Genomic DNA, 23,399 nt, shown 5'->3' on the forward strand with positions numbered 1-23,399 from the left:
GCGCCTTTTCCGCATTCAAAAGGACTGGCCATGGGAAAAATCATCGAAACGTCCACCGGCGCCTTGGCGCTGACCTTCGACGACGTGCTCTTGCAGCCCGGCCATTCCGAGGTCATGCCGGGTGAGACCGACATCCGCACCCGCATCGCCGGCGATATCGACCTCAACGTGCCGATCCTGTCGGCGGCGATGGACACCGTCACCGAGGCCCGGCTGGCGATCGCGATGGCGCAGGCCGGCGGCATCGGCGTCATCCACCGCAATCTGACGCCGGCCGAACAGGCCGAGCAGGTCCGGCAGGTCAAGAAATTCGAATCCGGCATGGTGGTGAACCCGGTCACCATCGGTCCGGACGCCACGCTTGCCGACGCGCTGGCGCTGATGCGCTCCAACAGCATTTCCGGCATTCCGGTGGTGGAGAATGGCGGCACCGGCGGCCACACGGTCGGCCGCCTGGTCGGCATCCTCACCAACCGCGACGTGCGCTTCGCCTCCGATCCGGCGCAGAAGGTCTACGAGCTGATGACCCGTGAGAACCTGATCACGGTCAAGGAGAATGTCGACCAGGACGAGGCCAAGCGCCTGCTGCACAAGCACCGCATCGAGAAGCTGGTGGTGGTCGACAGGAACGGCAATTGCGTCGGCCTGATCACCGTCAAGGACATCGAGAAGTCGCAGCTCAATCCGCATGCCACAAAGGACGCACAAGGGAGGCTGCGCGCCGCCGCTGCCACCAGCGTCGGCGACGATGGTTTCGAGCGCGCCGAACGCCTGATCGACGCCGGCGTCGACCTGCTTGTCATCGACACCGCGCACGGCCACTCACAGCGCGTGCTGGATGCGGTGGCGCGGGCCAAGAAGCTCTCCAACTCCGTGCGCATCCTGGCCGGCAACGTCGCCACCGCCGATGGCACGCAGGCCCTGATCGATGCCGGCGCCGACGCCGTCAAGGTCGGCATCGGCCCGGGCTCGATCTGCACCACGCGAATCGTTGCGGGTGTCGGCGTCCCGCAATTGTCGGCGATCATGTCGGCGGTAGAGACGGCCAGCAAAGCCGGGGTGAGCGTCATTGCCGACGGCGGCATCAAATATTCGGGCGATCTCGCCAAGGCGCTCGCCGCGGGCGCAAGCGCGGCCATGATCGGCTCGCTGCTTGCCGGCACCGACGAGAGCCCAGGCGAGGTCTATCTGCACCAGGGCCGCTCCTTCAAGGCTTACCGCGGCATGGGCTCGGTCGGCGCCATGGCGCGCGGCTCGGCCGATCGCTACTTCCAGGCCGAGGTCCGCGATACGCTGAAACTGGTTCCGGAAGGCATCGAAGGGCAGGTTCCCTACAAAGGACCTGTGGCTGGCGTGTTGCACCAGCTTGCGGGCGGCCTGAAAGCCGCTATGGGTTATGTGGGTGGGCGTGACCTTGCAGACTTCCGCGAGCGCGCCACCTTTGTGCGCATATCCAACGCCGGACTTCGTGAAAGCCACGCCCATGACGTCACGATCACCCGCGAAAGCCCCAATTACCCGGGCGGAATTTGATCGGGAGGCCGATCAGTCCGATCGCCAGGGCGGACTGCGGCGCGATTTGAGTGTGGCGGTGCTGCGGCTGTCGCGTCACGCGGCGGCCCTTTCCCTTGCCTCGATTGCGCTCTTCCTCGCCATGACAGCGCTGGAGTTCCTGTATTTCCAGCGCCTGAGCGGCGGCCTGGCCTCGCTCGACATCCGCGTCGCCGGCTTCACCCCCGACGAGGGCATGGCCTGGCTCACGGCGCTCGGCCAGCGCGGCGGCGAGATCATCATCGTCTGGCACTATCTGACCTTCGACCTTCTGTTCCCGGCGCTGCTGTCGCTGACGCTGGTCAGCCTCATCCTCGTTTTCGGGCGGCAGCTCAGCACCTTCCGCGCCATGTCGGTGCAGTTGCAGGCACTGTTCTCGCTGGTGCTGGTACTTCCCTATGCGGTCGCCGACTATGCCCAGAACTTTGCCGTCGCGCGGCTCTTGTCCGATTTCCAATCGGCCAATCCCGATTCGCTGGCGTTCGCCTCCTTGCTGACCGTCACCAAATTCGCGCTGCTGGCGATCCCGGTCTTCGTCATCGCGATCTTCGCGCTGGCCGGACAGCGGCGGCGCTGAGGGCCACGGATGCGCCAGACCGCCATCTTCTGGCCGATGTTGGCGCATGTGCTCCTCGTCTATATCGTCTATCTGGTGATGCTGAAGCGGCGCTACGCGGCCGTTAAGTCTGGCGAGGTCAGGGTCAGCCAGTACAAGCTCCGCTCGACCGAGCCAGCCTTGAGCGTCACCGTCGCCAATAATCTGATCAACCAGTTCGAGCTGCCGGTTCTCTTCCACGTGCTCTGCCTGGCGCTGTTCGTCACCAACGGCGTGAACTATCTGACGCTGGCGCTAGTGTGGCTGTTCATAGCCACGCGCTATGTACACGCCTGGGTGCATCTCAACGGAAACCATGTGCCGCACCGCACCAGCGTCTTCTTCCTCGGCGCGGGAATACTTCTCATCGGCTGGACCTGGTTCGCGCTGCACCTGCTTGGAGCGGTGTAGCTTAAAGATCGAACACCGCGATCCTGCGCTTGTCGAACTTGATGCCGATCTCGCCGCGCACCAGCCTCAGCGCTTGCTCGCCGAAAACGGCGCGCCGCCAGCCCTGCAGTGCCGGCACGTCCGCTTCGTCGCCCTCGGCTGCTATGCGGTCGATGTCATCGCTGGAGGCAAGCACCTTGGTGGCGACGCCTTCCTTTTCGGCGACGATCCTGAGCAGCACCTTGAGCAGTTCCGCCGCAGCGCTGGATCCTTCCGGCGGCTGCACGCTCTTCGGCAATTTCGGCATCGCATCTTTGGGCAGCGCGAGGGCGGTATTCACCGCGCCGAGCAGCGCGCTCGCCGTGGCGGACCGTTCCCAGCCTTTCGGGGTGGTGCGCAGCTTGCCAAGCGCCGCCGCGTCGCGCGGCGCCTGTTGCGCGATCTCGTAGATCGCGTCGTCCTTCAGCACGCGGCCGCGCGGCACGTCGCGCTCGCGCGCCTCGCGCTCGCGCCAGGCGGCCACCGCCTGCACGATCGCCAGCTCCTGCGGCTTCCGCAGCCGCATCTTCAGCCGCTTCCACGCATCCTCGGGATGCGGATCATAGGTCTCGCGCGAGGTGAGGATATCCATTTCCTCATTGAGCCAATGGCCGCGATCCTCGCGCTTCAGCTCGGCGCTGAGATGCTGGTAGACCTTGATCAGATGGGTAACGTCGGCAAGCGCGTATTCAAGCTGCTTGTCGGAAAGCGGCCGATGGCGCCAGTCGGTGAAGCGCGAGGATTTATCGAGCCGCGCTCCCGTGACCTTCTGCACCAGCTGATCGTAGGAAACGCTGTCGCCGAAGCCGCAGACCATCGCCGCCACCTGCGTGTCGAACACCGGATGCGGCACCAGATTGCCGAGATGGACGATGATTTCGATGTCCTGGCGCGCCGCGTGGAAAACCTTCAGCACCGCTTCATTGGCCATCAGCCGGAAAAACGGTTTTAGGTCAATGCCGGGCGCCAACGGATCGATCAGCGCCTCGATCCCAGGCGCGGCGATCTGGATCAGGCAGAGGATTGGCCAGAAGGTCGTCTCGCGGATGAATTCGGTATCGACGGTGACGAATTCCGACTTTTCGAACGCCGCGATAACGCTCTCGAGTTCTTCTTGTGTGGTGATGACGCGCATCAAATCGCTTTGGCACAATATTAGGCCTCTTTCAATTTCAGCCGCGCGCGCTTTCGTCAAGCGCCGCAACGCCGCCGCGCACCGCTAACTTTCGCGAAAGCGCCTTGCTTCCCTATCGGAATGGCCAAGGATCAAGGAACATATCTCCCGTTTTATAGGCTGTGCGCTTGGCGCAGGCGCATTTCCGGCAGAGCAAGGGTAGCGACGGAGCCCGATATATCGCTGTGTGACCGGTTGCCTTGACAAAGCCGGCCTCTCATGCGCTTTTCGCGCCAATTTTCGAGCCGGGCTGGTGCCCGCAATTTCCGGACTTTACCCATGACCACGCATCGTTACCGCAGCCACACCTGTGCCCAGTTGAGAAAGAGCGACGTCGGCAATTCCGTCCGCCTGTCGGGCTGGGTGCATCGCGTGCGCGACCATGGCGGGCTGCTCTTCATCGATTTGCGTGACCACTACGGCTTGACCCAGATCGTCGCCGATCCGGATTCGCCGGCCTTCAAGGTCGCCGAGACCGTGCGCGGCGAGTGGGTGATCCGCGTCGACGGCGAGGTCAAGGCGCGGCTGCCGGAGACGGTGAACGCCAACCTGCCGACCGGCGAGATCGAGATTTTCGCGCGCGAGATCGAGGTGCTGTCCGCCGCCAAGGAACTGCCGCTGCCGGTTTTCGGAGAGCCGGAGTACCCCGAGGACATCCGCCTGAAATACCGCTTCCTCGACCTGCGTCGCGAGACGCTGCACCGGAATATCGTGGCGCGCACCAAGATCATCGCCGAAATGCGCAGGCGCATGGGCGAGGTCGGCTTCACCGAGTTCTCGACGCCGATCCTCACCGCCTCCTCGCCGGAGGGCGCGCGCGACTTCCTGGTGCCGTCGCGCATCCATCCCGGCACTTTCTATGCCCTGCCGCAGGCGCCACAGCAGTACAAGCAGCTGATCATGGTCTCCGGCTTCGATCGCTACTTCCAGATCGCGCCCTGCTTCCGCGACGAGGATCCGCGCGCCGACCGGCTGCCCGGCGAATTCTACCAGCTCGACCTCGAGATGAGCTTCGTCGAGCAGGACGACGTGCTCTCCACCATGGAGCCGGTGCTTCGCGGCGTCTTCGAGACGTTTGCCAACGGCAAGCCGGTGACGCAGAAGTTCCGCCGCATTCCTTATGACGAGGCGATGCGCACCTACGGCTCCGACAAGCCGGACCTGCGCAACCCGATCGAGATGCAGGCGGTCTCGGATCATTTCCGCGATTCCGGCTTCAAGGTGTTCGCCAACATCCTGGCAAACGATCCGAAGGCCGAGGTTTGGGCGATTCCCGCCAAGACCGGCGGAAGCCGTGCCTTCTGCGACCGCATGAATTCCTGGGCGCAGGGCGAGGGTCAGCCGGGGTTGGGCTACATCTTCTGGCGCAAGGAAGGCGAAAAGCTCGAAGGCGCCGGCCCGATCGCCAAGAACATCGGCGAGGAGCGCACCGAGGCGATCCGCCAGCAGCTTGGCCTTGCCGATGGCGATGCCGCCTTCTTCGTTGCCGGCGACCCGAAGAAGTTCGTCACCTTCGCAGGCGCCGCGCGCACCCGCGCCGGCGAGGAGCTGAACCTCGTCGATCGCGAGCGTTTCGAGCTCTGCTGGATCGTCGACTTCCCGTTTTTCGAATGGAACGAAGACGAGAAGAAGATCGACTTCGCCCACAACCCGTTCTCGATGCCGCAGGGCGGCATCGACGCGCTGAACGGCGAAGAGCCGCTCGGCATCAAGGCATTCCAGTACGACATGGTCTGCAACGGCTTCGAGATCGCGTCGGGCGGCATCCGCAACCATCTGCCGGAGACCATGGTCAAGGCTTTCGAGATGGTCGGCCTGGACCGCGCGACGGTGGAAGAGCGCTTCGGCGGCCTCTACCGCGCCTTCCAGTATGGCGCGCCGCCGCATGGCGGCATGGCGGCCGGCGTCGACCGCATCGTCATGCTGCTGGTTGGTGCCAAGAACCTGCGCGAGATCACCATGTTCCCGATGAACCAACAGGCCTATGACCTTTTGATGAACGCGCCGTCGGAAGCCACCCCACAGCAGCTGCGCGAGCTGTCGCTGCGCGTCGCGGTTACGAAGAAGGACTGACGGCAGCGTAGCAACTGCCCATTTCTCCCCGTATAGTGACGGGGAGAAGGCAGCTAGTTCGATCAGTCCTGGTTCGCCTTGACCTTGACGCCAAGCGTCTTGGGCAGGTCGAGCGGGTTGGACATGGCGCCGGCCATGATCAGCGCGAACGGCACCGACGACGGCGGCTCGGCCGAGATTTCCAGGCTCTTCGGATTGTCGAGGAAGGTGTTGACCGCCGCCGAGACTTCCGCCGTCAGCTCGGGATTGTTGAGCTGCGCCATGCCGAACGGCACGATCGCCTTGGCCTGGTTGGCGACGTCCTTCCCCGACATGCCCTGCTGCTTGCCGACATAATCGAGCACCTTGCCGGTTAGCGAATCGTCCTCGAAGCGCACCGATGCGCCGTTGAAGGAGAGCTGCTGCATCAGGCCGAGCATGGCCATGCCCTGCGCGGAATTGTCGGCGCCTTCCGGCTGCGAGGCGAGCTGCTTCTGCATCGCCTGCATCGATTTGATGAAATCGACCGTGTAGCCGCCGAGGTTGAAGGTCATGCCGAGCGTGCCGGCATTCTCGACCGAGATGTCATATTTGGACAGCTCCATCTTGCCGTCGCTCGGCTGCCAGGTACCGGCCATGGCAATGTTGCCCGATATGTTCTGGTAGCCGAGCGCTTCGATCGCCTCCTTCGACTTGGGATCGTCGATCAGCGACAGGTCGGCGGTGAATTTTTCGGTGTTGGCGGTGAAGTCCATCGCTTTGCCGTCGGCCGGAGGCGTGATCTGGACGGCAAGCCCGTCCATCGCGAACGCTGTCTTGTCGCCGACCTTGACCGTCATGTTGGACAGCTCCGCCGACTTGTACATCATCAGCGAGCCGAGCGGATCGGTGCCGCCTTCGGCCGGGACCTTCATGTCGTGGATCACGACGGGGCTAAGGTTGAGTGTCACGCCGTCCTTGCTGTGTTCGAGAGGCGAGGTCGAGACGGTGGCGATCTCATAGCCGCCATTGGCCTCGGTGACGCCTTCCAGCTTCACGTCGCCGATCGGCAGCGCTTCCTTCTCGGCCGCCGGCTTGATGGAAACACCCTGCAGCACGGCGTTCGAATCGTCGCCGGAGACGCCGGTCCAGGAAATATCGACGCCCTGGGCGGCAAGGGTTGCCTTGATACGCTCGGCCACGGCCGGATCGGCGGCGAAGGCCGCATTGAGAGGCAGCGTCAGCAGAAAGGTCGAAAAAGCCAGTTTCTTGAGCGTTGAGCGTTGGATTGTCATGGCGAGTTCCCTGTCCTGATTTGGCTATGATGAAAATTGTTTTGAAACCTGCTCCATCACCATTCCGTGACGAACGGGACGGGAAGAAGGCATTTTCCAGCACATGTGTCGAAAATGGCGGCGAAAAGCAAACACTGGGCGGCAGCCATTGCTTGATGCGGTGAATTTGTCATGAAGATCGCGGCTTTCCTCCGCCAGCGCGTTGCATGCCAGATAGAGGCCGCGTGTAACCAGTTGATGTTGGCCGGCGTCATGGTGCCGCCGCGGCCTGTTGCAGATCGGCGGCAAATTGCCGCCGCCTCCCGGGCGCTTCCGTGAAATCCTTCACATCACCGGCCGTGCTTGCCGGCCGCGGCGAAAGCGCCGATGTTCACGCGACGCTTGCCGCGAATCACCCGCTCGGCTAGTCCAAATCCATGGGAAAGAGGCTTTTGCCGCCCGATGACAATGGCGGCGGCGACAAAATCGAACCGGTCGATCTGAAGGAAGCGCTGGAGCGGCGCTATCTCGCTTACGCGCTGTCGACCATCATGCACCGGGCATTGCCGGATGTGCGCGACGGACTGAAACCGGTCCACCGCCGCATCATGCATGCCATGCGGCTGCTCAGGCTCAATCCCGATCAGGGTTTTGCCAAATGCGCCCGCATCGTCGGCGACGTGATGGGCAAGTTCCATCCGCATGGCGACCAGTCGATCTACGACGCGCTGGTGCGCCTGGCGCAGGATTTCTCGATGCGCTACCCGCTGGTCGACGGGCAGGGCAATTTCGGCAACATCGACGGCGATAACGCCGCCGCCATGCGCTACACCGAAGCGCGCATGACCGAGGTGGCGAGCGAGCTGCTTGCCGGCATCAATGAAGACGCGGTCGATTTCCGCCCGACCTACAATGAAGAGGACGAGGAGCCGTCCGTCCTGCCCGGTGCCTTCCCGAACCTGCTCGCCAATGGTTCCTCCGGCATCGCCGTCGGCATGGCGACCTCGATCCCGCCGCACAACGCGGCAGAGCTTTGCGACGCAGCACTGCATCTGATCGAGCATCCGGAAGCGCCGGTGGCGAAGCTGATGGATTTCGTCCAGGGACCGGATTTCCCGACCGGCGGCATCATCGTCGACAGCCGCGCCTCGATCCTTGAGGCCTATGAGACGGGCCGCGGCGGCTTCCGCGTGCGCTCGAAATGGGGGCAGGAGGACCAGGGCAGGGGCACCTGGAGCATCGTCGTCACCGAGATCCCTTACGGCGTCCAGAAGGCCAGGCTGATCGAGAAGATCGCCGAGCTTCTGATGGCGCGCAAGCTGCCGCTGCTCGAAGACATCCGCGACGAGAGCGCCGAGGACATCCGCATCGTCCTGGTGCCGAAGAGCCGCACCGTCGATCCCGGCATCCTGATGGAATCGCTGTTCAAGCTCACCGAGCTCGAAAGCCGCTTCCCGCTCAACATGAACGTCTTGTCGCGCGGCAAGGTGCCGAACGTGCTCTCGCTGAAAGGCGTGCTGAAGGAGTGGCTCGACCACCGCCGCGACGTTCTGATCCGCCGCTCGAAATACAGGCTCGGTGAGATCGAGAAGCGGCTGGAAATCCTTGCCGGCTACCTGATCGCCTATCTCAACATCGACGAGGTGATCAGGATCATCCGCGAGGAGGATGAGCCCAAGCAGGTGATGATGGCCCGCTGGTCGCTCAGCGACAACCAGGCCGAAGCCATCCTCAACATGCGGCTGCGCGCGTTGCGCAAGCTCGAGGAAATCGAGATCCGCAAGGAGTTCGACGGCCTCACGGCGGAGAAGAAGCAGATCGAGGCGCTGCTCGCGTCCGACGCCAAGCAATGGGCGACGATCAAGTGGGAGGTCACCCAGCTTCGCGACAAGTTCGGCCCCGAGACCGAACTCGGCAAGCGCCGAACCCAGTTCGCCGACGCGCCGGAGCACGATCTCACCGACATCGCGCATGCGATGATCGAACGCGAGCCGGTCACGGTTGTCGTCTCGGAAAAGGGCTGGCTGCGCGCCATGAAGGGCCACCTGACCGATTACTCGCAGCTCGCCTTCAAGGAAGGCGACAGCCTGAAGCTTGCCTTCCATGCCCAGACCACGGACAAGATCCTGGTCTTCACCACCGGCGGCAAGTTCTACACCATCGGCGCCGACCGGCTGCCGGGCGGGCGCGGCCACGGCGAACCGATCCGCATCATCGTCGACATGGAGAACGACCAGGACATCGTCACCGCCTTCGTCCATGACCCGAAGCGCAAGCTGCTGCTCGTCTCCTACGATGCTAATGGCTTCGTCGTTTCGGAGGAAGAGGTCGTCGCCAATACCCGCAAGGGCAAGCAGGTGATGAACGTCAAGGCGCCGGACGAGGCCAAACGCTGCATCCCCGTGTCGGGCGACCATCTCGCCATTGTCGGCGAGAACCGCAAGATGCTGGTCTTCCCGCTGGCCGAGATCCCGGAAATGGCGCGCGGCAAGGGCGTACGCCTGCAGAAATACAAGGACGGCGGCGTGCTGGACCTGAAGACGTTCACGCTGGAGACAGGGCTCTCCTGGCAGGATTCGGCCGACCGCACCTTCACCAAATCGCGCGAGGAACTGGCCGAGTGGATCGGCGCCCGTGCCGCCGCCGGCCGCATGGTGCCGAAGGGTTTCCCGAGGACCGGCAAGTTCGGATAGCGCCGCCTTTCCCTTCTCCCCTTGTGGGGTGAGAAGCGGTCCGCGTTAGCGGACGAAAAGCCAATTGCTTGGCTTTTCGAGCTTCGAACGCCCTGAGCCTGTGAAGGGCCGGGTGGCGACCGATCCACCCCCGGCCGGGTCCCCGCTGCTTCGCAGCGTCCCGGCGTTCGCCGGCCTTTCATCGTGCCACTGGCACGATGAATTCACCTTCGGTGAACCGGCTGCTCACCCCACAAGGGGAGAAGGAAAAGGCACTATTTGGACTATCGTCACGATTGCTGCACTATGATGGTGCATAAGCTTCCATCGAACCATCGGGCAGGGGAGAGACGCCGGGTTGAAGCGGGCTGAGATCCAGAAGCCGGGGCAGCGCCTGTTCGGCCTGTCGACGCCGCTCAGGGCTGCCGTCATCCCGCCGCTGTCGGCGGCGCGCTGGCTCCTGGTGCTGATTGTCGCCGCCGGCGTCTATTTCTTCCATGGTTTCCTGTTCCCGGTTCTGGCCGCGCTCGTCATCGCCTTCGCCAGCTGGCCGCTCTACCGCCGGCTGCTTGTCGCCGTCGGTGGCAGCCGCACCATAGGCGCGACGCTCGCGATCCTCTTCATCCTCACCTTCCTGGTGGTGCCGATCGCGCTGGCTGGCACCTATGCCATCAACGAGCTGCGCGAATGGGTGGTCTGGGCGATCGAGACCAACCGCCACGGCGCGGCGACACCACGTTGGATCGCCACCATGCCGGTCATCGGCGAGTGGCTGAACGGGCAGTGGACGGCCTATCTCGGCCATCCCGGCGGCATCGGCGAATTGATCCAGGCGGTCAGCGGTTCCAATATCGGAAATATCTATCGCGGCGCTTTGGCTGCTGGCGGCAGTGCCTTCAGCCTGCTGCTGACGCTTCTGTTCATGATGATCGCGTTGTTCTTCGCCTATCGAGATGGCGAGTCTTTCGCGGCGCAGGTCGATCGCCTCGGCGAACGCATCCTGCCGACGCGCTGGGAGCGGATCTCGCGTGTCGTGCCGGCGACCATCTCCTCGACCGTGACGGGCATGACCATCATCGCCATCGGCGAAGGCCTGGTGCTGGGCATCGCCTATTGGCTCGCCGGCGTGCCGTCGCCGGTCACGCTCGGCGCGCTCACCGGCATCATGGCGCTGATCCCCGGCGGCGCGCCGCTCTCCTTCACCCTGGTCTCGATCTACCTCGCCGCCAGCGGCAAGCTGTTCGCTGGCGCCGCACTGTTCACATGGGGCGCGGTCGAGCTCTTCATCGTCGACAAGACACTGCGGCCCAAGCTGGTCGGCGGGCCGATCAAGCTGCCTTTCCTGCCGACCTTTTTCGGCCTGATCGGCGGCGTCAAGACCATGGGCTTCCTCGGCCTGTTCATCGGCCCGGTGCTGATGGCGCTGCTCGTCGCCATCTGGCGCGAATGGCTGCGCGAGGTGGACTTGATGGACGAGATCCCACCGGTGCCCGACGAGGCCGGCGCGCCGCCCCAAATCGAGGCGGCGGCCAAGCCGAGGAAGATTCAGGCCGGGTGAACCACGGCAAGCGCGGCCCGGCGCTTGCGGCCCTCATGCAATTGCCACAGCGAATGCGCCACCAGCGTCACGATCAGGATCGTGCCGCCGATCAGGCTGTTGCGCGTGGGTGCCTCGGCGAAGATCAACCAGACCCAGATCGGCGCCAGCACGGTCTCCAGGACATAGAACATCGCCACTTCCGGGCCCGAAATGTATTTCGGTCCGTTCGCCAGGCAGAAGAACGAGATTGGCATGATCACGGCGCCGTTGAGGATGATCCACCACGGCGCGTTGACGTGAAAACCTTCGCCCGGAACCATGACGATGGCGAGCGCCAGCGGCAGGATGACGCCGACTAGCCCGGTGAAGCCCATATCCTCGCCGCTGGCGCGCGAGATGGTGATGGCGAGCGCGACGAAGAAGGCAGAGCAAAGCGCCATGAAATCGCCGAACAGATGCCCGGCGCCGACCGAGCCGCCGACGATGATCAGCACGCCGAGGATCATCGCCAGCATGGCGATCACGGTTGCAAGCCGTGGTCTTTCCTTGAGGAAGAGCCACGACAGCAGCGCCGCGAACACGGTGTTGAAGGCCAGGATGAAGACGAGGTCGGCCGTCGAGGTGTGATAGACCGCCGTGACGAAGCTTATCCCGGTCATGCCATAGCAGAATGCCACGGCAAGCCCCGACCAGCCCGGAATGAGCCGCGGCGCGTTTCTGTTCAGCGACCTCCAGATCGCCCATATCACCAGGCCCGCCAGCAAGGTGGTGCCGGTGCGCAGCAGCATGATCGTCCAGGGGGTGCCGTCGGCAAGCCGGATCAGCGGTATGTCGATGGTTAGTGTCAGGCCGCCGATGGCGGTGATCAGAAGACCTTTTTGGTGATCGGTGTGGGTGGACACGTGGGCAATCTCGCAAAGCAGTCTTGAAGAGGCGCACAGCTATGCCGCGGTCCTCCCAGCCTGAGGGCCGAAAGACCAGCGTCCTCCTCCTTGAAACAGTTTAAGGGTGAAGCGTGAGGCTGTTCAGCGACTGACCGCTTCGTGGTCGTAGCGTTCCCAGCCTTTCGGGCCGAGATGCTCCTGCGGCATGAAGCGCATCTTATAGTTCATCTTGCGCGAGCCGTTGACCCAGTAGCCGAGATAGACGTGGGGCAGGCCCATCGCCTTGGCGCGGGCGATGTGGTCGAGGATCATGAAGGTGCCGAGCGAGCGGTCCTCGAGGTCGGGATTGAAGTAGGAATAGACCATCGACAGGCCGTCGGCCATCTTGTCGGTCAGCGCCACAGCGATCAGCTCGCCCTGGCCTTTGCCGGTTATGAAAGTGTCGGGGCCACGACGCCGGTATTCGATGATCTTGGTATCGACATGCGTGTCTTCCACCATCATCGCATAGTCGAGCACGGTCATGTCCGACATGCCGCCACGGCGATGGCGGGCGTCGAGATAGCTGCGGAAGAGCGAGTACTGCTCGGTCGAGGGCTGCGCGTCATGCATGGCGCCGACGAGATCGGCATTGTGCTGGATGACGCGGCGCATGTTGCGGCTGGGGTCGAATTCCTGCGCCAGGATGCGCACCGACACGCAGGCGCGGCAGGACTCGCAAGCCGGGCGGTAGGCGATGTTCTGCGAGCGCCGGAAGCCGCCTTGCGTCAACAGGTCGTTCATCTCCGGCGCCTTGTCGCCGACAAGGTGCGTGAACACCTTGCGCTCGAACTGTCCCTCCAGATAGGGGCACGGCGACGGCGCTGTCAGGAAGAACTGCGGCGACTGGGTCGGATGCTGCGTCATCTAATCTTGGAAACGCTCCTGCGAATCACCCTACCTTTGGCCCGGCCGGCGAAAAATTCAACAGGATTATGCTGTCGTGACGGCTCCGGCCTGTTCATATACGCCCTGTTCATCGTTGAGCACGGGCGGCGCGGCGGTTCGGTGAATGCCGCCGCGGCCATCGTCAGATGTCGGTTCGGGTGACCACGGTGCCGAGCAACAGGTCGTGCAGCGTGCGCTTGCGGTCGGAAAACAGCGTGACCAGCAGCACCAGCGGCGTCAGGATGACGTTGCCGGCCCAGAACAGCACCGAGTGCACCACCGCTGTCATGCCGTCGATGCGGCTGCCGTCGAGCTTCTCCAGGCGGATGCCCATGATCTTCATGCCGGTCGTCGCCTGGTCGCGGCTGCCCAGGGTGTTCCAGATGTAGAGGATGGCAACCATCGGCACCAGCACCGAAAACAGCGCCCAGCCGAGGCCGAAGGTCAAAAGCCCGAGAATGGCCACTAGTATGGCGAAAGGAATGGTGAGCAGCGCGACGAAGAAATAGTCGAGCATGAAGGCAAAGATGCGCCTTGTCCGCACCCCGCGATAGGCGCGGGTGTCCTCGAACCTGGTCGTAATGATCTCACCGTCCAGCACGCGTGCGTTCATGTCCGTTCCTCGATCGCCGCATCCGCATAAGGATGCCTGCCGCCTTCTCAAATGGTGAAAGCGGCCCCGAATTCAAGGAACGTGCCCGCCGGCGGCCGGCTTGATCTCAGAAAATGCCGGGACAGAGCCTGTAGCGAACCCGCCCGAGATAGTCGCGATATTCCTCCGTCAGCGCCAGGATGCGTTCCTCGCGCAGGATGCGATGGACCTGGAACAGTGTGATGATCGCGTAGACGGTGAAATTGTAGACGGAAAAGCTCGACAGCAGGAACAGGATGTGCCCCGCTAGGTAACCCGCATAGATCGGATGCCGCACGAACCGGTAGGCCCCTCCGGTGACGACGCCGCGATTGGCGGGCAGGATGGCGAAGGAGCGACCGAGCGACATCTTGCCCCAGATGACCAGCCACAGGGCCAGGAACTGCAGTGGCGCCGCGATAAAGAGCGGAATGATGGCGGTACCCTCCTGAAGCGAGACGAAGCCCGAGCCAAAACCGGCGGTCACCGCGATGAAGACCGTGAAAGGGCTCCAGTCGCGCACCAGCGGCCGCCGCGCCAAAAGCAGCCAGACGAAGGTAAGCGTCTCGGAGATCGTCAGCAGCAGGACGTTGAGGCGGCCCGGATCGACGATGACGTTGTTCACGCCGCGATAGACGAAAATCGCCGCGACGAGCAGCGCGATGAAACGGAACAGGCCTTCACGTAGGTCCACGAAAACCGGGTGGGACTGCAGGTCGGACAGGAATCCAGTCGCTGTGCCAGGCAAGGTATCGCTTTTGGACATGAACACTCGGCTACCCCATGGTTCCCCTCGATTGTGACCATTGCACGCAAGCGTTGCCGTGGGGTTAAGTTTCACGGCGCACATGGTTGAGTTCTCGAAATTTCCGCGATTGGCGGGCGCGATAGGCAGTTGAATATGACGCCGCTGCCAGTTTAGCTTGCTGCGGCGCACAAGATGCGGGGACGGGGTTCATGGACTACGATATGCTGGTCATCGGCAGCGGCCCTTCGGGGCGCCGCGCCGCCGTGCAATCGGCCAAGCTCGGCAAGTCGGTCCTGGTGGTCGACCGGGGCAGGCGCCTGGGTGGCGTCTCCGTGCATACCGGCACCATCCCGTCGAAGACGTTGCGCGAGACCGTGCTCAATCTCTCGGGCTGGCGCGAGCGCGGCTTCTACGGACGCGGCTACCGGGTGAAGCAGGACATTTCGATCGGCGATCTGGTCGACCGGCTGCACAAGACCCTCGATCATGAGGTCGAGGTGCTGCAGCACCAGTTCATGCGCAACACCGTGAAAAGCGCGCGCGCCGCGGTTAAATTCCTCACGCCGAACAAGGCCAGCCTGACCGCCGACAATGGCGATTACAGCGAGGTTGGCTTTGCCAACGCGCTGATTGCCGTCGGCACCCGGCCGCACCGGCCGGCCGACGTGCCCTTCGACCAGAAGCGGATCTTCGACAGCGACGAGATGCTGGAACTCCACCATCTGCCGCGCACGCTGACGGTGATTGGCGCCGGCGTCATCGGCGTCGAATACGCCACCATCTTTTCGGCGCTCGACGTGCCGGTGACCTTGGTCGAGCCGCGCAACTCCATCCTGGATTTCATCGACCGCGAGATCGTCGACGACTTCATCCACCAGATGCGCGACCGCGGCATGACCATCCGGCTCGGCAGCACGGTGAAGGAGATCGCCTCGAAACCCGACTATGCCGAGGTGACGCTGGCCGACGGCCGCACCATCCGCTCCGAGATGGTGCTCTACGCCGCCGGCCGTACCGGCAACATCGCCAGCCTCGGCCTCGACGCGGTCGGCATCGAGGCCGACAACCGCGGCCGCATCAAGGTCGATCCTCAAACTTTCCAGACCAGCGTGCCCAACATCTACGCCTCCGGCGACGTCATTGGCTTCCCGAGCCTTGCCTCGACGTCGATGGAGCAGGGCCGGGTGGCGGCTTGCCACGCCTTCGGCGTCAACCTGCCGCCGCCGCCGGAGAGCTTTCCCTACGGCATCTACGCCGTGCCGGAAATCTCGACGGTCGGCCTGTCGGAAGAGCAGGTGCGCGAGAGCGGCGCCGCCTACGAGGTGGGCCTGGCGCGTTTTCGCGAGACATCGCGCGGCCATATCATGGGCGTCTCAAGCGGTTTCCTGAAACTCTTGTTCTCGGTCGAGACGCGTCGCCTGCTCGGCGCCCATATCGTCGGCGAGGGCGCCACCGAGCTCATTCATATCGGCCAGGCGGTCATCAATCTCGGTGGCACGGTCGACTTCTTCGTCAACAACACCTTCAACTACCCGACGCTGGCCGAAGCCTACAAGATCGCGGGCCTGGACGCCTGGAACCGGATGGGACGGGGGTAGGGATCCTCGAGCCGCCGCGTGCTGAGCCTGCCTTCTAAGGGCATCGAAGCCCGGCTGGCGGGCGCGGTCAGGCCGCCGGCATAGGGCCTGCCAGCCACTGCCGCGCGATCGCCGCGTCCGCATCGCCGAATTCATGGCCCGAGGCGACGATGCGCGCGTCGACCTCGGCGCGGCGCTCGCTGAACAACGTCACCAGAGCCGGCGCGAACGGGCCGTAGGTCTGGTCGGCGGCGCCGGCGATGATCAGCACCCGCGTTCCGCCGAGATCGGTCATCGGCGAAGTGACCAGCACCGGCATCGCCCGCAACAGCGCCGCCTGCCGGACCAGGCCCGGATGAAGAAGCATCAGGCTGGAGATGACGTTGGCGCCGTTCGAATAACCAAGGAAGGTCGCGCGTCGCAGGTCGAGGTCATGGCGCTTCGATACCTCCACGGCGAATTCAGCATAGGCGGCGGTCTCGTCGCGGATGCTGGCCTGTTCAAAACTTGTCGGCGTGATTCGCTCGAACCAGCGGAAGCCGTCCTCCTGAGAGATGCGCCCGCGCGCGGCAACCAGCGTCATGTCAGGCGCGATCTTCCGTGCAAGCGGGATGAGCGTTGTTTCATCCACACCCGATCCATGCAGCACAAAAAGGCATTTGCCGGTCGACTTTGACGGCGTCGCCACCCGGTAGCGAAAGCCCAGATCACTGTGCAGGATACTGTTTTCGTCGCTATATTCGGACACGCTCACATCCATTTGATTCCATGAGAGATTTGTTGATTTGCCGGCTTCAAAACGGAATATTTTCGCGCTCCGCGAAAGTTGATTGAACCAGGCGCATTTCAGTCCGTTTCAGCGCCGATACACCTCCCCGTGGGAGGAATCGAAGCGGTGCGCCCCGGGGGTCGCATTGCTGGCTATGAACAACCAGCTTTGAGGCCTTTTGTCGATGACCACCTCTGTTTCCAACGAACGCGACAAGCGTATCGGAGAGCGTGACATACGCATCAACGATCGTGACACACGTATCGACGTGCTGCGCGCGCTCGCGCTGCTCACGATCTTCGTCGACCATGTGCCGGGCACGGTCTTCGAGAACTGGACCTACAAGAATTTCGGCTTTTCCGACGCGGCCGAAGCCTTCGTGCTGATCTCCGGCATCTCGGTAGCGCTGGCCTACGGCACGAAGTTCAAGCCTGGCGGCCGGTTGCTCGCGATCCTGAAGATGTGGCGGCGCGCCGGTGTGCTCTACATCTCCCACATCGTCGTCACGATGGTGGTGATTGCGCTGTTTTGCGCTGCCGCGGTGTTCGCGCACCGGCCGGAAATGCTGACCATGATCAACATCGAGCCCTTGATGAAGAACACGCCGCAGGTGCTGCTCGGCATCGTCGCGCTCGGCCATCAGCTCGGCTACAACAACATCCTGCCGGTCTATGCGGCACTGCTTCTGGCGGCGCCGGCTTTCGTGCTGTTCGTCAGCTATCGGCCGGTGCCGGCGCTGATCGTGTCCGGGCTGCTCTGGCTCGTCGCCGGCATCTGGCAGATCGGGCCGCCAAACTATCCTGAGCCTGGCCTCTGGTTCCTCAACCCGTTGTCGTGGCAGTTCCTGTTCAACATTGGCCTTGCCGCCATGTTGCATGTGAAGCGCGGCGGGCGGATCCCGGTCAATCCGTGGCTGCTGGGTGCCGCGGGCATCTATGTGGTCGGTGCGGCGATCTGGGTGCACAGCCCGCTCTGGGGCCAGATAACCTGGTTCGACCTGCCGGTGGTGATCGGTGGCTTCGACAAGACCTTCCTGTCGCTGCCAAGGCTCCTGCACATCCTGTCGGTCAGCTACCTGGTCGTCGCACTGCCGGCTGTCTCCAACCTCTTCCGCGTCAGGCCTGACAATCCCCTGGCGATCCTGGGTAAGCGCTCGCTGCCGGTGTTCATCGCCGGCACGCTGCTTGCCATGGCGGCGCAGGTGCTGAAGCTGATCAATCCCGGTGGCCCGGCTTACGATACGCTGCTGATCGCGGCAGGCATCGCCGTGCAGTTCGCGCTTGCGCTTTATCTGGAATGGCTTGCCGGTCTTGGCCCGTCCCGCGCCAAGGCGGAAGCTCCGCACAGGCCGTTCGGCGCGCACCCGGTGCCGGCGAGGGCGGGCGGATACTGACGCAAGCCGGGAAAAGCACCCGGTGGACTTGCGTGCGGATCGCCTGAGCTTGCTCAGACTTTCGGGGCTAGGCCGGTCGAGGCTCTAACGATCAGCTCGACGCCCATCGTCTCGCGCCGCACCGCGCCGTCATGATCGAGGATCATGCGCGCGGCGCGGCGGCCGATCTCGGTGATCGGCTGGGCAATCGTGGTCAGCGCGGGCGTGCACAGCGCGCCGTCCGGCACGCCGTCGAAACCGACGATCGAGACGTCCTGCGGCACCTTGAGGCCCCGCGCGGTCAGCCAGTCGATCGCGATCAGGGCCATGCGGTCCGACATCGCCAGGATGGCCGTCGGCGTTTCATCCTTGGCGAAGATCGCCTCGAGGGCGGCTCTGGTGCTTTTTTCCTCATTCTCGGTCTCGTAGACCGGAATTTTCGTCGTATCGACGCCGAAGCGGGCAAGCTCCTCGAAATAGCCGGCAAGGCGATCGCGTGTTCCGGTGTAGAGCGCGCCGCGCACGATTTCCGGCGTGGCGAAGCCTGTGCGGTTGTCGGCGAAGGCCAGCGACAGCACCGCGAACCGGCGATGGCCAAGCTCGGCGAGATGGCGCGCCGCGAGCCGCGCGCCGGCGACATTGTCGACGCCGATGGCTGAGACGGTCTCGTCCTGGAAGCCGAGCTCCAATGCCACGAAGGGCAGCCTTCGCTCGCGCGTCAGGTCGACAAGGCGCGAGCCGCCTTCGATGCAGAACAGGATGAAGCCGTCGACAAGCGCGCTCTGGATGTTCCAGGCAAGCTTCTCCTGGTTGGCGGCCGACACCAGCGCGATGCCCGCGCCGGTGGCGTCGCAGGCTTCGGAAATGCCGGCCATCATGACGCGCGCGAACGGATCGTCGAAGAAGTAGGAGAGGGGCTCGGTGGTGGCGACGCCGATGGCGTTGACCTTGCCGGCGCGCAGCAGCCGGCCTTTCGGATCCGGACCGGCATAGCCCATCTGCTCCGCCACCGCCTTGACCCGCTCGCGCACTTCGGCGCGCACGATCTCGGGACGGCTGAAAACATTGGAGGCCGTGCCATGCGAGACGCCGGCGGCTCTGGCGATGTCCGCCAGCCTGATCGGCCTTGCCTGGCCTTCGAGGAGTGAAGCCATGTCGTTCCTCCGAATCCGGTCACGGGACGACCATGACCGCTGAATTGTCGCTGGTCATCTAACATTTTTGTTGTATCGATTCAAATTTCGCTTGACGACATACGATGGAGGCCTATGATTTGAATCGATCCAAGCTTCATTCTCGTGATGAAGCGGCTTTCAGTAGGAGGGTGCCATGCATCCGATGAGCTATTTGTTCGAGGACATCTACCGTAACGATTGGGCCATTGCCTCGGCCGCCGCTAGCGAGAAGCGGCGTGGCAGAATGGGTCCCTGGCGCCGGGAACCGCGCTTCCTTCTGGAGCGCAAGCGCGGCTGAGCCGCAGCCATTTTTTGCATCCATGGATTGGATCGATTCAAAATGAAGGAGAGACGATGATGCATCCGATCGGCCACCTGTTTCAGGACATTTATCGCAACTACTGGGGTATCACGCCCGGAGCCGAGCAGCCCGAACGGCGCCGCGCCGGCGAACCGCCCGCGCGCAAGCGTAAGCGGCGTACCGGCGGGAAGTAGTCGCCGGAAATAGTCTATGGCCGCGGGCGCCACAGCGCCGACACGGCGATCGCCACCCAGCCGGCGATCAAAAGGGTGCCGCCGATCGGGGCCGACATCGGAAACAGCCGCGAACCGAGAAAGTCGCGGGCGAGCAGATCGCCGCAGAACAGCAGCAGGCCGGCAAGCAGCGCAAGGCTGGCGACCCTGAGGCAACGGTTGCCGCCGGCTAGGCCGATGGCAAGAAAAGCCGGAGCATGCATCAGCAGGAAATTGGCGGCAGTGCCGGTAAAGGCGCCGCCGCGATGTGCGGCCGCCGCCGACAGCGCCACGCCCGCCGCGCCGACGAGGCCTGCGGACAGCACGAGGACGCGGCTCCTGCTGTCCGATGCTTGCCCGGTGAGGCTCATCTTTGAATGCTCCATGGCGGTTGGGCGGAAGGCCGATCAGGACTCTCCGGCCTTCAGCAGCATACGCCGCGCCCGGCGCGACTGGACAATCCAGTTGTAGGCAGCACCCAGCGCCATCAGCACCGCTGTGCCCAGAAACACCGAGCGCATGCCGAAATGCCCGCCGACGAAGCCGCCCGACAGCGGCCCTGCGACCTGGCCGACATATTGCGCCGAGATCGCCAGGCCAAGCACGTTGCCGCCGACGCCATCCGGGATGTTGTGGCGGATGACGCTGGTGATGCAGGGCAAGAGACCGCCGAGCGCCAGGCCCATCAGGAAGCGCAGCCCGATCAACTGCCAGCCATTGGTGACGAAGGCTTGCGGAATGAGCAGCAAGGCCGAGACGGCAAGGGCGCCGACCACGACGTTCCAGTGGCCGACGCGGTCGGCGAGCTTGCCCAGCCAGGACGACGACAGGATTGTGCCGAGCGCGGCCGCCGACATGACGACGCCGGCGACCATGGTCACCTTGCTCTGGTCCTCGACGAGTTGCTGCACGTAGACGGTGATGATCGGCTCGATCGACATGGTGGCGAAGGCGAGCAGCATGCCCGTGGCCAGCATGGCGACGATCGGCCGCTTGTCGGGGATCTGCGACCAGCCGCTTTTCGGTTTCGCCGCCGAGACCGTCTTGGGCGCCGGCGGGTTCTCCTTGATCAGGAAAGTCGTTGCCAGGAACGCCAGGAAGATGACGGCGCCCGACAGCAGGAAGGTCGCCCGGATGCCGATCAGCGGCGGCAGCAGGCCGCCGAGCAACGGTCCGACCAGCGAGCCGGCGGTGATGCCCGCCGCGAGCACGCCCAGCGCCCAGCCCGAACGCTCCTTCGGCGTCTGCATCGCCACCAGGATCGTGGAACCCGACGAATAACCGCCGGCAAAGCCGATCAGCAGCCGAAGCAGCACCAGTTGCCACACGCTCTGCACCATGCCGGTCAGCGACATGCAGATCGCCATGCCGAAAGACGCGCGCACCAGCATCAGCTTGCGGCCGTAACGGTCGCCCAGCCGCCCCCACAAGGGCGCGACCAGCGCCGCCGCGAAGAAGGTGGCGCCATAGGCGATGCCCGACCACTGCACGATTGCCGCGTGGCCCTCGGCGCCGAGCTGCTCGACATAAAGCGGCAGGAACGGAAGAAGCAGCGTCATGGCGATCAGTGTGCTGAATGAGCCGGCGAAACAGACGGCAAGGTTGCGCCGCCAATGGATGTTGTAGCCGCCCTGTTCGGAAGGTTTCTCGCTCATGTCATGCCTGCCGGATGATCCGGATTGTCGTGGATACCATTTTGGTATACCAAGCCGGTATCCGTCATGAACCTCAAGCTTGCCGCTGTCAATGCGGCTTTGAAAAAGCGGGACGACAAATGTCGCAGATGCAAAATGTCGAAAGGCAGCTTCGCGAAATGATCCTCGGCCTGGAGATCGGCCCGGGCGAAAGGCTGACCGAGCGCTGGATCGAGACCCGTTTCGGCGCCTCGCGCACGCCGGTGCGCGCAGCGCTGCTGCGCCTGGAGACGGAAGGGCTGATCAGCCGCGACGGCCGCGGCTGGATGGTGGCGCCGATCAACCTCGCAGAACTCGGCCAGATCGCTGTCTACCGCGAGGCGGTCGAAGTCGCGGCGGTCCGCCTGACGGCGGCGCTTGAAGACCGCAGCGGTATCGACGTGATCGCCGCTATGCTTGATTCCTGCGACGCGGAGACGCCGCGCGAAGAGTGGCATCGCGTCGGCATGGATTTCCACATCGAGCTGGCAAGGCTTTCCGGCAACGAGTTCCTATTGAGGGCCGTACGCGATGCGATGACGAGGCTGTCTCGGGCACGCTGGCTGGAAGTGCGCGATGAAGCGGCGCTCGGCCGAGCCTGGGCCGAACATCACGCCATCCTCGCCGCTGTCAGGAGCGGCGATGCCGAAGAAGCGGCGCGGCTGCTTTCCGCTCACATCGCCGGCAGCCGCGACCGGCTGGTCACCTCCTTGCATGACGACCGGCGCGGTTTGCGCGCACGCGGATTTGCGGTGGTCGCGGCTTGAGGCTGAACATACATGCACCGTCAGCAGTACTCGCGGGCTTGCAACATGGCCGGGAGAATGCTGTAGGAGGTCAGGGGGATGAAGGCCGACTACCACTGACCACCTCGCTGAATTCTCGGACACATGGCCACACTCTCTCGAACCGCCTCGAAGCTGTTCTACTATGCGCGCAATTTCGCGCGTGACCGCGCACCGCAATCGCTGTTTCGCGATCGCCTGGCCGGCCGGCTCGATCAGGCCAGGCTTTCAGGCAAGGCGGTTCGCGAGCGGCTGAACTACTACAACAAGCTGGAACAGCCGTTCTCGCCCAGTCCGGACGCCGTGGCTGTCGGCAAGCTGCCGACCGCTTCCAGCATGTATTATTACGACCTCAAGGAATTCGCCCGCTACTTCGATCCCAGCCTTCTGATCGATTTCGAATTCGGCGATGTCGTTGGCGTCCCGGAGATTCCGAGGATCGTCAAGGACCGGCCCATCGGCGACGACAACGCCAATGGCGTGCTGATGAAGCTGAACAAGTTCCGCCACTTCTACATGCCGCCCGACAGCCTGCCTTTCGCGGCCAAGCGCCCGATGGTGGTGTGGCGCGGTCATCTCAACAATCCGATCCGCACCCGCTTCGTGGAAAAGGCCGCCGACCTGCCGATCTGCGATGCGGGATCCCACAGGGCCGATGCGCCGGACGGATACCGCAAGCCGTTCCTGAATATCGAGCAGCAGCGGCGCTATCGCTACATCGTCTCGCTCGAAGGCAATGACGTGGCGACGAACCTGAAATGGATCATGAGCTCCAATTCGCTCTGCCTGATGCCGAAACCGACCTACGAAACCTGGTTTGCGGAAGCCAAGGTCAAGCCCAATGTCCATTACGTGCCGCTCGAGCAGGATTTCTCCGACCTTATCGACAAGGTGGCTTATTTCGAGAAACACCCGGCCGAGGCGGAACGGATAACCGCCGCGGCCAATGCCTATTGCCGCAAATTCGACAATGAGCAGGACGAGCAGGCGATCTCGCTGCTCGTCCTCTACAAGTATTTCGTGCTGAGCGGGCAGATCAAACCAGACGCGGAAGTCTGGCGCTTTATCGCCGGCTGAGC

At 63.7% G+C, this 23,399-nt stretch carries 22 protein-coding genes; 12 read left to right on the top strand and 10 right to left on the bottom strand.

The genetic code is table 11. The annotated features are described in order from the left end of the window. Window positions 1-30: 30 nt before the first annotated feature. The 3 genes from guaB to EN862_RS20955 are packed head-to-tail and all read left to right on the top strand — an operon-like array spanning window position 31 to window position 2,557. Window positions 31-1,533 (top strand): IMP dehydrogenase, encoded by a 1,503-nt coding sequence (guaB, locus tag EN862_RS20945; RefSeq protein ID WP_126082971.1) that lies wholly within the window; start codon window positions 31-33, stop codon window positions 1,531-1,533. 46 nt (window positions 1,534-1,579) lie between these two features. After that, the gene (locus EN862_RS20950) at window positions 1,580-2,128 is read left to right on the top strand and encodes a hypothetical protein (protein ID WP_245519658.1); all 549 of its coding nucleotides are present in this window, start codon (window positions 1,580-1,582) and stop codon (window positions 2,126-2,128) included. Window positions 2,129-2,137: 9 nt separating this feature from the next. Then, a complete protein-coding gene (locus EN862_RS20955) occupies window positions 2,138-2,557 on the top strand; it encodes an MAPEG family protein (protein ID WP_127867801.1) in 420 nt (139 codons plus the stop codon). Window position 2,558: 1 nt separating this feature from the next. Here the strand turns inward: EN862_RS20955 and rnd are convergent, their stop codons facing one another. Next, window positions 2,559-3,710: a ribonuclease D gene (gene rnd, locus EN862_RS20960; protein WP_127867802.1), complete on the bottom strand. Its 1,152-nt coding sequence runs from the start codon at window positions 3,708-3,710 to the stop codon at window positions 2,559-2,561. Window positions 3,711-4,028: 318 nt separating this feature from the next. Here rnd and aspS point away from each other — a divergent pair, with 318 nt between their 5' ends. Then, entirely contained in the window at window positions 4,029-5,822 is a 1,794-nt protein-coding gene (gene aspS / locus EN862_RS20965; protein ID WP_127867803.1) for an aspartate--tRNA ligase, read from the top strand. Between the two features lie 62 nt (window positions 5,823-5,884). Here aspS and EN862_RS20970 read toward each other — a convergent pair whose 3' ends face one another. Beyond that, the gene (locus EN862_RS20970) at window positions 5,885-7,075 is read right to left on the bottom strand and encodes a hypothetical protein (RefSeq protein ID WP_127867804.1); all 1,191 of its coding nucleotides are present in this window, start codon (window positions 7,073-7,075) and stop codon (window positions 5,885-5,887) included. 416 nt (window positions 7,076-7,491) lie between these two features. Between EN862_RS20970 and parC the strand changes: the two genes are divergently transcribed. Then, entirely contained in the window at window positions 7,492-9,747 is a 2,256-nt protein-coding gene (gene parC, locus EN862_RS20975) for a DNA topoisomerase IV subunit A (protein ID WP_127867805.1), read from the top strand. Between the two features lie 337 nt (window positions 9,748-10,084). After that, window positions 10,085-11,284 carry an AI-2E family transporter gene (locus EN862_RS20980; protein WP_127867806.1) on the top strand — a complete coding sequence of 400 codons (1,200 nt, stop codon included), beginning with the start codon at window positions 10,085-10,087 and terminating at the stop codon, window positions 11,282-11,284. Here the strand turns inward: EN862_RS20980 and EN862_RS20985 are convergent. The 4 genes from EN862_RS20985 to EN862_RS21000 form a co-directional block, all read right to left on the bottom strand. Further along, window positions 11,272-12,168, bottom strand: a complete 897-nt coding sequence (locus EN862_RS20985; RefSeq protein ID WP_127867807.1) for a DMT family transporter — start codon at window positions 12,166-12,168, stop codon at window positions 11,272-11,274. The two genes, EN862_RS20980 and EN862_RS20985, sit on opposite strands and share 13 nt — an antisense overlap. A 123-nt stretch (window positions 12,169-12,291) precedes the next feature. Continuing rightward, entirely contained in the window at window positions 12,292-13,056 is a 765-nt protein-coding gene (locus tag EN862_RS20990; protein ID WP_042640082.1) for an arginyltransferase, read from the bottom strand. A gap of 163 nt (window positions 13,057-13,219) precedes the next feature. Then, window positions 13,220-13,690 carry an RDD family protein gene (locus tag EN862_RS20995; RefSeq protein ID WP_127867808.1) on the bottom strand — a complete coding sequence of 157 codons (471 nt, stop codon included), beginning with the start codon at window positions 13,688-13,690 and terminating at the stop codon, window positions 13,220-13,222. A 106-nt stretch (window positions 13,691-13,796) separates the two neighbouring features. Next, on the bottom strand, window positions 13,797-14,474 hold the full coding sequence (locus EN862_RS21000; protein WP_127867809.1) for an isoprenylcysteine carboxylmethyltransferase family protein: 678 nt from the start codon (window positions 14,472-14,474) through the stop codon (window positions 13,797-13,799). A 191-nt stretch (window positions 14,475-14,665) separates the two neighbouring features. Here EN862_RS21000 and sthA point away from each other — a divergent pair, with 191 nt between their 5' ends. Then, a complete protein-coding gene (gene sthA, locus EN862_RS21005) occupies window positions 14,666-16,054 on the top strand; it encodes a Si-specific NAD(P)(+) transhydrogenase (RefSeq protein ID WP_127867810.1) in 1,389 nt (462 codons plus the stop codon). 67 nt (window positions 16,055-16,121) lie between these two features. Here the strand turns inward: sthA and EN862_RS21010 are convergent, their stop codons facing one another. Continuing rightward, complete coding sequence (locus EN862_RS21010) at window positions 16,122-16,781, bottom strand: alpha/beta hydrolase (protein ID WP_245519659.1); 660 nt, start codon at window positions 16,779-16,781, stop codon at window positions 16,122-16,124. Window positions 16,782-16,986: 205 nt separating this feature from the next. Here EN862_RS21010 and opgC point away from each other — a divergent pair, with 205 nt between their 5' ends. Further along, window positions 16,987-18,195 (top strand): OpgC domain-containing protein, encoded by a 1,209-nt coding sequence (gene opgC, locus EN862_RS21015; RefSeq protein ID WP_127867812.1) that lies wholly within the window; start codon window positions 16,987-16,989, stop codon window positions 18,193-18,195. A gap of 53 nt (window positions 18,196-18,248) precedes the next feature. On the opposite strand, the gene EN862_RS21020 is transcribed toward opgC, so the two are convergent. Next, complete coding sequence (locus tag EN862_RS21020) at window positions 18,249-19,328, bottom strand: LacI family DNA-binding transcriptional regulator (protein WP_127867813.1); 1,080 nt, start codon at window positions 19,326-19,328, stop codon at window positions 18,249-18,251. A gap of 175 nt (window positions 19,329-19,503) precedes the next feature. On the opposite strand from EN862_RS21020, the gene EN862_RS36275 reads away from it, so the two are divergent. Together EN862_RS36275 and EN862_RS36280 are read left to right on the top strand one after the other, a co-directional pair. Then, entirely contained in the window at window positions 19,504-19,647 is a 144-nt protein-coding gene (locus EN862_RS36275; RefSeq protein WP_189401267.1) for a hypothetical protein, read from the top strand. Between the two features lie 56 nt (window positions 19,648-19,703). Continuing rightward, the gene (locus tag EN862_RS36280; protein ID WP_189401385.1) at window positions 19,704-19,844 is read left to right on the top strand and encodes a hypothetical protein; all 141 of its coding nucleotides are present in this window, start codon (window positions 19,704-19,706) and stop codon (window positions 19,842-19,844) included. Window positions 19,845-19,858: 14 nt separating this feature from the next. Here the strand turns inward: EN862_RS36280 and EN862_RS21025 are convergent, their stop codons facing one another. Then, window positions 19,859-20,233: a DUF423 domain-containing protein gene (locus EN862_RS21025; protein WP_127867814.1), complete on the bottom strand. Its 375-nt coding sequence runs from the start codon at window positions 20,231-20,233 to the stop codon at window positions 19,859-19,861. Between the two features lie 36 nt (window positions 20,234-20,269). Beyond that, entirely contained in the window at window positions 20,270-21,517 is a 1,248-nt protein-coding gene (locus EN862_RS21030; RefSeq protein WP_127867815.1) for an MFS transporter, read from the bottom strand. A 119-nt stretch (window positions 21,518-21,636) separates the two neighbouring features. Between EN862_RS21030 and EN862_RS21035 the strand changes: the two genes are divergently transcribed. Together EN862_RS21035 and EN862_RS21040 are read left to right on the top strand one after the other, a co-directional pair. Then, window positions 21,637-22,302 carry a GntR family transcriptional regulator gene (locus EN862_RS21035; protein ID WP_127867816.1) on the top strand — a complete coding sequence of 222 codons (666 nt, stop codon included), beginning with the start codon at window positions 21,637-21,639 and terminating at the stop codon, window positions 22,300-22,302. A 123-nt stretch (window positions 22,303-22,425) separates the two neighbouring features. After that, a complete protein-coding gene (locus tag EN862_RS21040) occupies window positions 22,426-23,397 on the top strand; it encodes a glycosyl transferase family 90 (RefSeq protein WP_127867817.1) in 972 nt (323 codons plus the stop codon). Window positions 23,398-23,399: the final 2 nt, after the last annotated feature.

This window comes from Mesorhizobium sp. M2E.F.Ca.ET.219.01.1.1, from assembly GCF_004016445.2.
GTDB lineage: Bacteria > Pseudomonadota > Alphaproteobacteria > Rhizobiales > Rhizobiaceae > Mesorhizobium.

Excerpts from the sequence above, each read along its gene's own strand:
- guaB (WP_126082971.1), top strand. The coding sequence starts at position 31 with ATGGGAAAAATCATCGAAACGTCCACCGGCGCCTTGGCGCTGACCTTC.
- EN862_RS20955 (WP_127867801.1), top strand. The coding sequence starts at position 2,138 with ATGCGCCAGACCGCCATCTTCTGGCCGATGTTGGCGCATGTGCTCCTC.
- rnd (WP_127867802.1), bottom strand. The coding sequence starts at position 3,710 with ATGCGCGTCATCACCACACAAGAAGAACTCGAGAGCGTTATCGCGGCG.
- aspS (WP_127867803.1), top strand. The coding sequence starts at position 4,029 with ATGACCACGCATCGTTACCGCAGCCACACCTGTGCCCAGTTGAGAAAG.
- EN862_RS20970 (WP_127867804.1), bottom strand. The coding sequence starts at position 7,075 with ATGACAATCCAACGCTCAACGCTCAAGAAACTGGCTTTTTCGACCTTT.
- parC (WP_127867805.1), top strand. The coding sequence starts at position 7,492 with ATGGGAAAGAGGCTTTTGCCGCCCGATGACAATGGCGGCGGCGACAAA.
- EN862_RS20990 (WP_042640082.1), bottom strand. The coding sequence starts at position 13,056 with ATGACGCAGCATCCGACCCAGTCGCCGCAGTTCTTCCTGACAGCGCCG.
- EN862_RS20995 (WP_127867808.1), bottom strand. The coding sequence starts at position 13,690 with ATGAACGCACGCGTGCTGGACGGTGAGATCATTACGACCAGGTTCGAG.
- EN862_RS21000 (WP_127867809.1), bottom strand. The coding sequence starts at position 14,474 with ATGTCCAAAAGCGATACCTTGCCTGGCACAGCGACTGGATTCCTGTCC.
- sthA (WP_127867810.1), top strand. The coding sequence starts at position 14,666 with ATGGACTACGATATGCTGGTCATCGGCAGCGGCCCTTCGGGGCGCCGC.
- opgC (WP_127867812.1), top strand. The coding sequence starts at position 16,987 with ATGACCACCTCTGTTTCCAACGAACGCGACAAGCGTATCGGAGAGCGT.
- EN862_RS21020 (WP_127867813.1), bottom strand. The coding sequence starts at position 19,328 with ATGGCTTCACTCCTCGAAGGCCAGGCAAGGCCGATCAGGCTGGCGGAC.
- EN862_RS36275 (WP_189401267.1), top strand. The coding sequence starts at position 19,504 with ATGCATCCGATGAGCTATTTGTTCGAGGACATCTACCGTAACGATTGG.
- EN862_RS36280 (WP_189401385.1), top strand. The coding sequence starts at position 19,704 with ATGATGCATCCGATCGGCCACCTGTTTCAGGACATTTATCGCAACTAC.
- EN862_RS21025 (WP_127867814.1), bottom strand. The coding sequence starts at position 20,233 with ATGAGCCTCACCGGGCAAGCATCGGACAGCAGGAGCCGCGTCCTCGTG.
- EN862_RS21030 (WP_127867815.1), bottom strand. The coding sequence starts at position 21,517 with ATGAGCGAGAAACCTTCCGAACAGGGCGGCTACAACATCCATTGGCGG.
- EN862_RS21035 (WP_127867816.1), top strand. The coding sequence starts at position 21,637 with ATGTCGCAGATGCAAAATGTCGAAAGGCAGCTTCGCGAAATGATCCTC.
- EN862_RS21040 (WP_127867817.1), top strand. The coding sequence starts at position 22,426 with ATGGCCACACTCTCTCGAACCGCCTCGAAGCTGTTCTACTATGCGCGC.